The 12,646-nt window shown below is 49.1% G+C and carries 10 protein-coding genes; 9 read left to right on the top strand and 1 reads right to left on the bottom strand.

The features are described 5' to 3' along the window. The first annotated feature begins 5 nt into the window (after positions 1–5). From JUB14_RS06545 to JUB14_RS06510, 8 genes are all read left to right on the top strand, one after another. Positions 6–575, top strand: a complete 570-nt coding sequence (locus JUB14_RS06545) for a hypothetical protein (protein WP_207505068.1) — start codon at positions 6–8, stop codon at positions 573–575. Between the two features lie 100 nt (positions 576–675). Beyond that, the gene (locus JUB14_RS06540; protein ID WP_207505067.1) at positions 676–1,146 is read left to right on the top strand and encodes an NADH-quinone oxidoreductase subunit A; all 471 of its coding nucleotides are present in this window, start codon (positions 676–678) and stop codon (positions 1,144–1,146) included. 75 nt (positions 1,147–1,221) lie between these two features. Further along, complete coding sequence (gene nuoB / locus JUB14_RS06535) at positions 1,222–1,788, top strand: NADH-quinone oxidoreductase subunit NuoB (protein WP_207505066.1); 567 nt, start codon at positions 1,222–1,224, stop codon at positions 1,786–1,788. A 133-nt stretch (positions 1,789–1,921) separates the two neighbouring features. Further along, positions 1,922–2,455: an NADH-quinone oxidoreductase subunit C gene (locus JUB14_RS06530; RefSeq protein ID WP_207505065.1), complete on the top strand. Its 534-nt coding sequence runs from the start codon at positions 1,922–1,924 to the stop codon at positions 2,453–2,455. Positions 2,456–2,532: 77 nt separating this feature from the next. After that, entirely contained in the window at positions 2,533–4,221 is a 1,689-nt protein-coding gene (locus tag JUB14_RS06525) for a hypothetical protein (protein WP_207505064.1), read from the top strand. Between the two features lie 329 nt (positions 4,222–4,550). Beyond that, a complete protein-coding gene (locus JUB14_RS06520) occupies positions 4,551–6,392 on the top strand; it encodes a BamA/TamA family outer membrane protein (RefSeq protein ID WP_207505063.1) in 1,842 nt (613 codons plus the stop codon). Positions 6,393–6,600: 208 nt separating this feature from the next. Next, positions 6,601–9,429: a carbamoyl-phosphate synthase large subunit gene (gene carB, locus JUB14_RS06515; protein WP_207505062.1), complete on the top strand. Its 2,829-nt coding sequence runs from the start codon at positions 6,601–6,603 to the stop codon at positions 9,427–9,429. A 480-nt stretch (positions 9,430–9,909) separates the two neighbouring features. Further along, a complete protein-coding gene (locus JUB14_RS06510) occupies positions 9,910–11,265 on the top strand; it encodes an SGNH/GDSL hydrolase family protein (RefSeq protein WP_207505061.1) in 1,356 nt (451 codons plus the stop codon). Here JUB14_RS06510 and JUB14_RS06505 read toward each other — a convergent pair whose 3' ends face one another. Then, the gene (locus JUB14_RS06505) at positions 11,266–11,508 is read right to left on the bottom strand and encodes a DUF4834 domain-containing protein (RefSeq protein WP_207505060.1); all 243 of its coding nucleotides are present in this window, start codon (positions 11,506–11,508) and stop codon (positions 11,266–11,268) included. It lies immediately after the preceding gene. 178 nt (positions 11,509–11,686) lie between these two features. On the opposite strand from JUB14_RS06505, the gene JUB14_RS06500 reads away from it, so the two are divergent. Continuing rightward, entirely contained in the window at positions 11,687–12,640 is a 954-nt protein-coding gene (locus JUB14_RS06500) for a nitrilase family protein (protein WP_207505059.1), read from the top strand. The last annotated feature ends 6 nt before the right edge of the window (positions 12,641–12,646 follow it).

Raw genomic sequence — 12,646 nt, 5'->3', positions numbered from 1 at the left:
TGAGGATGAGAAGAATTATTCTGTTAGTACTGCCCCTGTTCACATTTATCAGGTGTTCCTCACTTAGTAGCCCAGGTGCGCCACCTGAGATATTCAGACCTGATTGGACTGGCATTAAGACAAAAGATTTGGCATTACAATTTGGGCAGTTAATAAAGTTTGAGATTGACAATCAAGAGGTAAAAGCTATAGTGCTAGATTTCGATCAGGATGATGAGGGGATCTGGTACGGAATGTGTTTCTTAAATCAGAATAAGCTTTTTGGACGCCAGATACCTTCCGGTTTAATCAATACTACTTGTGTTGATTTATTGGATCTGACATATCTGCATAATAAAGCTTTGAAAAGCTATGAAGTGGTTGAACAGTATGACATTGATACCATTCAAGTAGGCATTGGCTCTTTGACCCCTGTTAAAGATCATATAGAACTCCTAAGAGATTATAAAGCAGGACTTGAACAACGGAATAAAGTACAAACACCCTGTAATGAAGATATTAGCGGATTAAATCCTGTAAGGGAATGCTACTTTGAGCTTAAAAAAGTTTTAAAAGTTTCCGCTACAAAGGATTAATATACGCTTGAGCAATAGCTCAAAAGTTCAAATTTGAACCTTATCCACCCCAACCCCATTTTTAATTACCTTTGTCGGAGACTACTTGATATGCATTGGTATGCTTTCTGACTTCGGTACTATCTTTCTGTTTATACTGGCTGCTGTTGCCTTGGTATCTATGATGCTGGGCATGGCGCGTTTACTGCGTCCTAATAACCCCAATGAGGAAAAACTCTCGACCTATGAGTCGGGTGAAGAGCCCCTTGGCAATGCCAATGTACAGTTCAACGTACGCTTTTATGTAGTGGCCCTGATCTTCGTACTTTTTGACGTAGAGCTGATCTTTTTGTTTCCCTGGGCTGTTGTATTTGGGAATGAAGATCTCATCCAGCAGACCAATGGTCAGTGGGGCTGGTTTGCCCTAGCCGAGATGACCGTTTTCGTGGGCATACTGGTACTGGGGCTCGCCTACGCCTGGGCTAAAGGCTACCTGGACTGGGTACGTCCTGAGCCCAAAACGCCGCATGTGGACTCTCCCGTACCTACCAGCCTGTACCAGCAGGTAAATGAGAAGTATAAAAAGAGCTGATAACGGTTAGGTATTTGCTGTCTGCGGCTGAACCTCTTACAGGTACCTGGCTCTATCTTTTTAAAAGACTATACTATGGAACGCATAAAAACCGGCGACGGTGGAATCATACTGACCAGTAGCGAAGACCTGATGAACTGGGCCCGGCTTTCGTCGCTGTGGCCGATGGGATTCGGTATAGCCTGCTGTGCCATTGAAATGATGGCAACCTACGCCTCCCACTACGACCTCGAACGTTTTGGTATTTTTCCGCGCCCTTCGCCCCGTCAGTCCGATGTGATGATCGTAGCCGGTACCGTTACCTTTAAGATGGCCGACCGTCTGCGCCGCCTCTATGAGCAAATGCCCGAGCCGCGTTACGTAATCTCGATGGGGAGCTGCTCCAACTGCGGCGGCCCTTATTGGGAGCACGGCTACCATGTCGTAAAGGGAGTGGACCGCATAGTACCCGTAGATGTATACGTACCCGGTTGCCCTCCCCGTCCTGAGGCGCTGATCGGAGGTTTTATGAAGCTGCAGGATAAGATTCGTAAGGAACATCCGCTTGCTCCCAAAATGCTTCTGGAAATGGAGGCGGAAGCACAAGCCAACGAAGTACCTTTCAGCTCTGAAACCCACAATACCGACAAGGTAGTAGCGTAACAGTACGTATAATTCAAGATACAGTAGGCCTATCCTGCGTCAACCACCGCCAGCTCAGTAGGAGCGCTACTTTAGTAGCAACAAGAAGCACAGAACCATTAAGCCCCCGAGGGGCGACACTACCTGCCAACGAATGAACTTTTCAGAAATAAAAGAGGCACTTACCGCTAAGTTTGGTGAAGTGATCATTGTCAACTCCGTTGATAATGCCCCTCAACCTTACCTTATAGTATCCACCGAACGACTAGCCGACATAGGTAGCTTCCTGCACCGGGATGAGCGATTGTTCTTTGACCACCTGGCCTGTGTGACTGGGATTGATAACGGCGCCGAGACTGGTACTATGGAGGTAGTGTATAACTTCTACTCTATCCCCTACGGCCACGGCCTCATGCTGAAGGTACTGCTGGTACGTAATAAGGAGGATGAGCCACTACCTGCTGTACCTACGCTCAGCCATATCTGGCGCACGGCTGACTGGCACGAGCGGGAGGTATTTGACCTGGTGGGTATCCACTTTGAAGGACATGCTGACCTGCGGCGTATCCTGCTTCCTGCCGACTGGGAAGGCCACCCCCTCCGCCGGGATTATACGGTGCAGGAGGTATACCACGGCATACGCGTCAGGTACGAAGACCGCGATGTACCTACCTCCGATGATGTATAAAATTCACAGACTTGATTATATTGGCAGACCTTTGGGTCTGCCATTTGTTTATAGTACGTACACCCATTCTGACCGCCATGATTCGACCTATTACCCTACTAGTACTCTACTTACTTGTATACACCCCCAGCCAGGCACAGCGTCCTGATTCCGTCATTATCCAGGGGCGCATCCTGAACCTGACGGCTCCCCTTTTCCGCCAGGCTCCTGCTATTACTTTTACCCGTAACAATCTGCTCCAGCCCCAGTCGGAGCTGGCCCGACAAGCTCCCTTACAGGCCGATGGTAGCTTCCGGGTAGCCCTGCCGCTCATATTCCCCCAGGAAGAAGTATACCTCGACTACGGTGGAAAAGTATTTACTACCTTCCTTGCCTCACCGGGTCAGATCGAGGTTACGTTTGATGCCGATTCGATGTTCAAGGCGAAGAAGCTGTTCTACTTCGCGGGCGTCAATGCCGATGCTAATAACCAGTACGCCCGCTATGCTATGGAGGAAGCCCGGCTGATGAAAGAAAACAAACGGCTGGGAGCCAACTTCTATGACAACTTGTGGGAGCAGGGTACCTTACCGGTCCGGCGCGCGGTACAAAACCGGGCCGACCTACGACTCTCGGCCCTCAAAGCCGCTGCCGGTCAGGGCGATGTCGCTCCTGCTCTGCAGCGCTGGGCTCGTGCCATTACCGACGAAGAGCAGCTTACTACGCTTTATGAGCATGCTATGGCCAATGGCGTGCAGGTAGAACGGGACCTGCTGGATAGCCTCAGTCGTCTAGCGGCACCACCGCTTACTTTACAGCGCATTACCTGGGGCCAGACATTTTCGAACTACGCCACCCGCCAGATTACCGAAGCGGCCTTCATCAACCCCAACTGGAACCGCTCGCTACCGGTGGAACTGCTGGCCCAGCTGATCAAAGACTATGTAAGCCCGCTGTCACAGAGCGAACGTGCTCAGCTCGATCGGGTCATTAGCGATTCAAGGATTAACCGGGATGGGGTTGACTTCCTGAGCAGTCTGTATAGCCGCAACCGGCGTACGCTGGATATCATCACCCAATACGAAAAGATGAAGCGCTCCTACAGCGAACTCTATAACGCCACGGGCGCGGAGTTCCTGATGGCCCGCTACCTGGTCGATAACTTTCACCTGTACAATCTGGACCAGCAAAAGATCATGTACAACTATGTACGGAAGCAGCTAGAAATACCACGTATACGGCAGTCGCTGGATGAAGTGTACCGGCTGGAAGTAAAAGACAGTACCCTGGTACGACTGGCGGAGAAACGCACCGACCTGGGTCAGGACCCGACGGAGGTACTTCCCGGTATCTGGATAGCTCAGTCAGAAAACAACGGCCGGGAGTGGTTCAGGCGCATAGATGAGCTGTACAAAAATAAAGCGCTGTACCTCGTAAAGTGGAACCTGCGTGATGAAGCCAGCCGGAGAGAAGTAGCCTTTGTCCCGGCGCTTCGGGCACAGCTACCCGATGATGTAGAGGTTATTTATATTCATTTGCCCAACGAAGAGATGCCTCCTTCCAAAGAGCTATGGCGGCAGTACATCCTGCGTCACCAGCTCAAAGGAGTACATATGTACCTGGATGATACCCAGGCCATGCAGCTCCTCTTTAAACTGAATCCACTAGTAGTACCATCTTTCGGAATACTGAAACCCAACGGAAAGAACTTCACCCGCAGGGCTTCCCCCCCAAGTGAGGGAGCCGAAGCCTTTAAGTCTCTGATGAAGGCCCGGCAAAGCCGCTAAAAAGAAAGGAGGATCTTACAACAGATCCTCCTTTCTTTTTTATCCTCTTCGTATTCCCCGAATGCTACTGCTAATCTATCGTAAAGTCCATTACAACTAGCCCGAAAGCGAGCGACACCTGTGGCTCCGGCTGCTCCCTCTGCCAACAAACTTGCTTACATTTAGTTTTTCAGGTAGCTGCCGGCCCACCTCTTTTTTAGCCAGTCTGCCTTACTCTGGTGTTTTTGTTCGTTAGATAGTACAGATAAGTAGTTATGAATGAATCAGATGCCACCGACTGTTGGGCACCCTTTTGAATTTGATCAAGAGCAGTCTTTTTTACGAAATTCATGTTTCGCTATATAGTACTTATAGTCTTTATCCTGACTGCCTTTACCACCCAAAGCCAGAATCTTGATAGCCTTTCTTCCGCCAGAAACGAAAGGGATAGCATCAGGTATACCCGGCTCAAGGAAAGTATGGGCAAAACGAAGCTTTCCCGCCACCTGTACCGCCTGCTATTCAGAGATGTGTACAACCGGGGCCGGGTTGGTGAAGTAAGTGCTATCGAAACGAATCCATTCATTCCCTTTGAAGGACTGATCATAGGCAGCATCAGTATCCGCCAGCTCGATATATTCGGAGAGTCGGTATACGATACTACCCGTCAGGGCAATCGTCTGGAGCGGTTTATCAGTCAACACCTGCACACCAATACCCGTGATCGAATTATCAGAAACTCTTTTTTACTCTTCAATGAGGGAGACTTGATCAATGCCCAGCAGCTAAAGGACAATGAACGTCTGCTCCGGTCTAACCCTACTATACTGGATGCGCGTATCCTGGTTACGCGGCGGGCCGAGTCAACCTGGCTGGCTGACGTAGTAGTACTGGTTCAGGATGTGTGGTCACTCAATGTCTCCGGAGGCTTTGCCGGATTTGATCATTTCAATCTGGGGGTAGACAATATCAACGTAGGTGGGTATGCGCACTCGCACTACAACGCCATTCGGTGGAACGCGCAGGATACGCTCCAGCGGCTTCAGTTCAGGAGTATTTACACCATCCCCTACATTGGCAAGACATTTATCACGGGTCAGGCGAGTTTTATCTGGGAGCGGGACCTAAAGCAGCAGTCGATACGGCTGTCACGCCCGTTCCTGACCGTGCAGACCAAGTATGCGGGTTCATTTGAGCTGGGACACGCCCGGATTCAGGAGTATAAGCGACCTCTGGAAGACCGAAATTCCATAATTAGCTATCCCGTAGCTTATAACTATTTTGACGTATGGATCGGTCGCTCTTTCAAGCTACCGGCTATCTCAGACCAGGAAAACACTCGTTTTATCGTTGCGCTTCGCACCAATAATTATAATTACATCCAGCGCCCGGATGTCCGGGCTGATACCAACAAGATCTACTGGAAACGGCACGCGACGCTGGCCAGTGTGGGGTACTCCAACCGCAACTACCGACGTGATGTACTCATCTACGGCTTTGGTCGTACTGAGGACGTACCTTTGGGTAGTTTGTTTGCTCTGACGGTTGGGCGCGAAAGTACCGAATTCGGGCAGCGGGGCTACGGCGGGGTTCAGTACGCTACTGCCAACTACCTGCCACGAGGACTTGGTTACCTACATGGCATGGCTAATATCGGTAGCTACTTCCAGGCGGGTAAAGCGCAGCAGGGAGTACTTGGGGGGCAACTCAACTACTTCAGCGGCCTGGCTCCCATGGGTAAGAGTTATTTCCGGCAGTTTGTCAATATTCGTTACACCTATGGGATCAACCGTGACCCGCTCGAGTACCTCAACATCAGCCGGAACGAAGGCATAAGAGGTGTATCAAGCGTGTACCTGATTGGTACCAAGCGACTCACCGCCGGGTTTGAGTCTGTCCTGTTTTCCACCCGCAGTATTCTGGGTTTCCGGATCGCCTACTTCCTGTTTAGTGACCTGGGGCTAGTGACTAGTAACGGAAGCCTGTGGAAGAGTCCGGTATACCAAGGCTATGGCCTCGGGTTCAGGTTCCGAAACGAGAATCTGACTTTCAATACGTTTCAGGTCCGGGTAGGGTTTTATCCTAACATTCCGGACGTTCATACCCCCTGGAGATTTGAAGGAGGAGGTATATCTACCTTGCAGTTGCGCGACTTTGATATAGCTGCTCCCAGTATACTACCCCTCCGCTAGTACATAAGCGCTTATAACTATATACAGCCAGTATTTAACTATTTATAGTCTGAAAGAATATTATCCAAACTTTTTTCATTGAAGGATAGGTCTTCCCAAAAAGGCACCCTACCTTTGTGCAATTTTTGGACGTACCCTATTGAGTATTAGGTACTCTCTTCCAGAAGTTGGTTAATAAATAGTTCACAATTTAAAAAACTGTACTACTGTGCCCAAAAATCCAAACATCAATTCCATCCTTATCATTGGTTCAGGTCCTATTGTTATTGGTCAGGCCTGTGAATTTGACTACGCCGGCTCTCAGGCAGCCAGGTCGCTGCGGGAGGAGGGGATTGAAGTAATCCTAATAAACTCTAACCCGGCCACGATCATGACGGATCCGATGAACGCCGACCATGTGTATCTTCGTCCGTTAGAGAAAAAGTACATTATTGAGATTCTTGAAAAACATAAGATCGACGCCGTTTTGCCAACCATGGGAGGCCAGACGGCGTTAAATTTAGCTATTGATTGCGATAAGGCCGGTATCTGGAAAAAGTACGGCGTCGAAATCATTGGTGTAGATATAAAAGCCATTGAAACTACCGAGGACCGGGAGAAATTCCGTCTGAAAATGCTGGAACTTGAAGCGAACGTATGTAAAGGACGTACGGCTCGCTCTTTCCTCGAAGGAAAAGAAATTGCTCAGGAAATTGGCTTTCCGCTGGTAATCCGTCCCTCATATACACTGGGTGGTACCGGAGGTGGTTTTGTAGATAGGCCCGAGGATTTTGATAAAGCGCTTACCAACGGTCTGCACGCTTCGCCGGTACACGAAGTACTCGTAGAGCAAAGCGTAATGGGCTGGAAGGAGTATGAGCTGGAGCTTCTGCGCGACGGCAACGGTAACTTCATCATTATCTGTTCCATCGAAAACTTCGACCCCATGGGGGTACATACCGGCGACAGCATCACGGTAGCTCCGGCCATGACCCTCCCCGATACCCTGTACCAGAAAATGCGTGACCTGGCCATCAAGTGTATGGATGGCATCGGGCAGTTTGCAGGAGGCTGTAATATCCAGTTCTCGGTAAACCCCGAAACGGATGATATCATTGTGATTGAGATCAATCCACGTGTGTCCCGTTCGTCGGCGCTGGCCTCCAAAGCTACCGGATACCCTATCGCTAAGATTGCCGCCAAAATGGCTATCGGTTATAACCTCGACGAGCTGATCAACCCGATTACGGGCAGTACTTCGGCTTTCTTCGAGCCTACCATTGACTACGTAATCGTGAAGGTACCCCGCTGGAACTTCGACAAGTTTCCGGGAGCGGATCGCTCGCTTGGCCTGCAGATGAAGTCGGTAGGCGAGGCCATGGGTATCGGTCGTAACTTCCAGGAGGCTTTACAGAAAGCATGTCAGTCGCTCGAAATCCGCCGCAATGGATTGGGAGCCGATGGCCGCGAACTTCAGGATCAGGAAACCATCAAGAAGAGTCTGGCTCATCCGAGTTGGGACCGCCTGTTCCATATCTACGATGCCTTTAAGATTGGACTTTCGTTCAAGACAATACAAAATCTTACCAAGATCGATGCATGGTTCCTTCGCCAGATCGAAGAGCTCATCGAACTGGAACGTGAGATAGAAGAGTATGACCTGTCGGATCTGCCTTACGATCTGATGCTGGCCGCTAAGCAGAAGGGCTACGCCGACCGTCAGATTGCGCACCTGCTGGGCACCAAGGAAAGCAAAGTCATGAGCCGCCGGTTGGATATGGGTATCAAGCGTGTATATAAGTGCGTAGATACCTGTGCGGCCGAATTCGAAGCCAAGACTCCTTACTACTACTCTACCTTTAACACCTCGATGGATCAACCGGATAACGAATCCATCGTGAGTGACCGCAAGAAGGTAGTAGTACTGGGCTCAGGACCTAACCGCATCGGACAGGGTATTGAATTTGACTACTCCTGTGTGCATGGTGTACTCGCCGCCAAAGAGTGTGGCTACGAGACCATCATGATCAACTGTAACCCCGAAACCGTTTCGACTGATCCTGATATCTCTGATAAGCTGTACTTCGAGCCGGTGTTCTGGGAGCATGTATATGACATCATTCAGCACGAAAAACCGGAGGGAGTAATCGTACAGCTCGGTGGACAGACAGCTCTGAAAATGGCCGAAAAACTGGATAAGCTTGGTATCAAGATTATCGGTACCAGCTATCACTCACTCGACTGGGCCGAAGATCGCGGTCGTTTCTCGGCGCTCCTGCGCGAGCTGGAAATTCCTTATCCAAAATTCGGAACAGTTCGTACTTCGGACGCGGCTGTTGAGCTATCCCGTGGGTTGGGCTTCCCATTGCTGGTACGCCCCAGCTACGTACTGGGAGGTCAGAGCATGAAGATCGTAATCAACGAAAAGGAACTCGAACAGCATGTCGTAAAGATCCTGCACGATATTCCTGATAATAACATCCTGCTCGACCACTTCCTGGAAGGTGCCATCGAAGCCGAAGCAGATGCCATCTGCGACGGTGAAGACGCCTACATCATCGGAGTGATGGAGCACATCGAGCCAGCTGGTATTCACTCCGGTGACTCGCACGCGACGCTGCCTCCTTTTGATTTGTCTGAGGATGAAATCCGCCAGATTGAGGAGCATACCCGTAAGATCGCTCTGGCCATGGAGGTAAAAGGACTAATCAATGTCCAGTTTGCGGTGAAGAACGGTGTAGTATATGTGATTGAGGCCAATCCTCGCGCGTCACGCACCGTGCCTTTTATCTGCAAAGCTTACCAGGAGCCTTACGTTAACTACGCTACCAAGCTCATGCTGGGAGAGAAGAAGGTCAAGGACTTTAACTTCAACCCGCATAAGAATGGCTGGGCTATCAAGATTCCAGTATTCTCATTTAACAAGTTCCCGAATGTAAACAAGGAACTAGGGCCCGAAATGAAATCAACCGGTGAAGGTATCTACTTCATCGAAAATCTTCAGGACGACTTCTTCCTCCGTATATACGGTGAACGCAATATGTACATGAGCCGGTAATAGTATATAGCTTTATCTATATTACTTACCAGATTTACGACGGGCAGTGCGTTTGCACTGCCCGTTTTTTTATATAAGGCTAAAATAAAAGCTTACTATTTCTCCATCTGTTTCCGTACTTACTCAAATCGATAGGCTTACCTAAAGTCTCGCCAACAAACCACCTGTATAATAACCACTTGCTAATGGCTACTACTACTCATAAGAAAGCCCATTTCTGAAAATCCCGCTCTAAATAGCAATGAAGTCACTTTTTGTTACTACCGAAGCAGACTTTCAGTAGTTATCTAACTCAAACATTATCCCACAGTAGAAAGTTAATCAACATCAACCAGAACCACCTTAGCGACCATTCTATTAAACTGGCATTAGTAAAGTGTTACTAAAATTTAATCCTACTTCTTTGGAGTAGTTTTATATTTTTGCTTGCTTAGAAGAAGGTTATGAATAACCAGCCATCGCACATCTACACTGTTGCCTATGAAGCAGAATATTAAATTTACTGTTTACGTATTCCTTATTCTTGTCATCCTTCAATTTGGCCAGGGAGCTATTCTGAAGGTCATTACCGGCCTGAGCCAATGGCTCATAGGTAGTTTTGGTAATATCATGACCTACCTCAAGCTGTCCCTGATCCTATTCTGGATACTGGGTATTACGTATAGTTACTGGAAGAAGCCCTTCCGCCAATCGGTAGCCTTCCGTATAGCCGTTATTCTATTAATTCCGACGGTTCTGTATGCCTGGAGTTTGCGCATGCAAATGCTCCCCATGTATAATCTGGCTAAAGAACGGGGTGAAAAGGTCGGAAAAGTTTATGTTAACGACGACCTGCTAGGCTATAAGCATCTCCCCCACTCTACGGGTTATCGTCAGTTAGGGTTTCGAGATATTATTATCTACCACGATGAAAATGGTAACCGGATTCCGCAGGGTTACAAGCACACAGGCAGAAGGCCGCTGGTGCTGTACCTGGGATGCTCTGTGAGCTACGGGGATGCCGTATTTGCTGATAGTACCTTTGCCTACTACCTGAGCCAGAAACTAGGTGGAGATTATGTCAATGCCGCTACCAGTGGTTACGGACTGTCGCAGATGGTATTGAAAGCAGAGGAACTGATCCCAAAACTCAAGCCTGACTACGTAGTGACTCAATACACTACCTGGCTGGCTCACCGCTCCATGAATGCCTACCAAAGCTTCCTGGGGGGAACCTTCCCAATTCCGTATTTCAGTGAGGAGGGCGTGCAGTCCCCTGTGTTCTCTCCCAAGGGGCTCCGGATTCCGCTGGCAGACTTCAAACACACACCACGCAATGGCTGGGACTTTACTAAGTTTTATGCCCGGGTAGCGCCTGTACTGATCTATCAGGATGTAATGTCAGGAGTTACCGGTCTGAAAATGATGGTGGGTATCACACCAAAACCTTTGAAAGATGCGGAGAAAGTAGAGCAATACGGATACGGACGAATAGCAGACCTGTGCGATAAGTACGGTGCCAAGATGTACGTATGGACTACCGGTACCGGCTGGAGCTACGAAACCAAGTTACCTCCTGCCCTTGTCTACGATCGCAAAATACCCGTTATTCATGCGGATACTGCTTTGATCAAGAAGTTTAACATACAGGATGGCGACCGCTACGGCCGGCTGTACGGCCACTGGTACAAACCCAACGGAAAGGATTCGGTCATGGCTGATGGACACCCCAACCCCTTCGCTCACCAAATCATTGCAGACGAAATGTATAAGATCATTACCGGCAGCAACAGCCTACCAGCCGACAGTACCGCACTGGCTAACCTGAAGATAAAAACAGTTAAGAAAGATGTCTAGTTAATCCTTCACATCTTCGTAGTCTACGTATTCACCCCCCTGATAACGAGATTGGTTAGCACCCGGAGGTACATGATCTACATTGATATTATTCCGACCAGTTCGCTGCCGCGCCTGGTCGGCTTTTTTTTGCTCCTTGACCAGCTGTCTTCCCACCAGCAAGTGGAACAGGAACCGACGGAATGGTGGAACAAAGGCTGTCAGCAGCATGAATATGAGGATAACGTTAAATAGCAGTTTCATGAGGTACCAGGATTCTTTCTTTCAGAGAATAAATTCAACCACACAAAGGTCGTAACACTTCATTAATATAACGAAAAATACCAGTACGAGTTTCATCCCGGCTACAAGAATGGTTTTTAAATGGTAGGAATGGCTACTCCAGTACTTTAAATTCGAGGTAACCTATTTTTAATTAGACATGGAAAACATCAGAATTGCTACTGCCCAGTTTGAAAATAAGAGTGGCGATAAGGCCTATAACTTATCAGTTATTGCGAACCTAACGGCCCAGGCCAGGCAGCAGGGGGCGCAGGTAGTTGCGTTTCATGAGTGCTCCATCACCGGCTATACCTTTGCCCGGCACCTCTCGCGTGAGCAGATGCTCGACCTGGCCGAGTATATACCAGAAGGAGAAAGCATCGAAAAGCTAACGGCCATTGCCCGCGAAAATGATATGGCCATACTGGCCGGTCTCTTTGAGAAAGATCAGGATGGTAACCTGTTTAAGGCCCATGTTTGCGTAGATAAAAATGGTTTGGTGGCGAAGTACCGCAAGCTGCATCCATTCATCAACCCCCACCTGACGCCAGGGAATCAGTTCGTGGTATTTGACCTCCTGGGCTGGAAGTGCGGCATTCTGATCTGCTACGACAACAATGTGATCGAAAACGTACGGGCTACTACCCTGCTGGGCGCACAGATCATATTCATGCCTCACGTTACTATGTGTACCCCTTCCACCCGTCCCGGAGCCGGCTTTGTTGATCCGAAGCTGTGGGAAAACCGCTTAGAAGATCCGACCTCCCTCAGGCTGGAGTTTGACAGCATGAAAGGACGCGGCTGGCTGATGAAGTGGCTCCCTGCCCGGGCTTACGACAATGCCATTTATGCTGTATTTTCCAATCCAATCGGTATGGACGACGACCAGCTCAAAAACGGCTCTTCTATGATCATTGACCCTTTTGGAGATATTTTGGCCGAATGCCGCTCGCTGGGCGATGAAGTAACTACCGCCCTCTTTACGCCCCAGAAGCTTACCCAGGCTGGTGGCCATCGCTACATCAAAGCGCGTCGCCCGGAGCTGTATGGTGATGTGATAGCTCAATCTCACCAGTCGGAGCAGAAGGTAGTGTGGTTACAGCCTGAGGAGTAAGAGATT

The sequence above is a fragment of the Telluribacter humicola genome (assembly GCF_017355935.1).
GTDB classification, from domain to species: Bacteria; Bacteroidota; Bacteroidia; order Cytophagales; family Spirosomataceae; genus Telluribacter; species Telluribacter humicola.
This window is presented reverse-complemented; position numbering and strand designations above follow the sequence as displayed.

Coding starts and splice junctions, on each gene's coding strand:
- JUB14_RS06545 (WP_207505068.1), top strand. CDS start 6: ATGAGAAGAATTATTCTGTTAGTACTGCCCCTGTTCACATTTATCAGG.
- JUB14_RS06540 (WP_207505067.1), top strand. CDS start 676: ATGCTTTCTGACTTCGGTACTATCTTTCTGTTTATACTGGCTGCTGTT.
- nuoB (WP_207505066.1), top strand. CDS start 1,222: ATGGAACGCATAAAAACCGGCGACGGTGGAATCATACTGACCAGTAGC.
- JUB14_RS06530 (WP_207505065.1), top strand. CDS start 1,922: ATGAACTTTTCAGAAATAAAAGAGGCACTTACCGCTAAGTTTGGTGAA.
- JUB14_RS06525 (WP_207505064.1), top strand. CDS start 2,533: ATGATTCGACCTATTACCCTACTAGTACTCTACTTACTTGTATACACC.
- JUB14_RS06520 (WP_207505063.1), top strand. CDS start 4,551: ATGTTTCGCTATATAGTACTTATAGTCTTTATCCTGACTGCCTTTACC.
- JUB14_RS06510 (WP_207505061.1), top strand. CDS start 9,910: ATGAAGCAGAATATTAAATTTACTGTTTACGTATTCCTTATTCTTGTC.
- JUB14_RS06505 (WP_207505060.1), bottom strand. CDS start 11,508: ATGAAACTGCTATTTAACGTTATCCTCATATTCATGCTGCTGACAGCC.
- JUB14_RS06500 (WP_207505059.1), top strand. CDS start 11,687: ATGGAAAACATCAGAATTGCTACTGCCCAGTTTGAAAATAAGAGTGGC.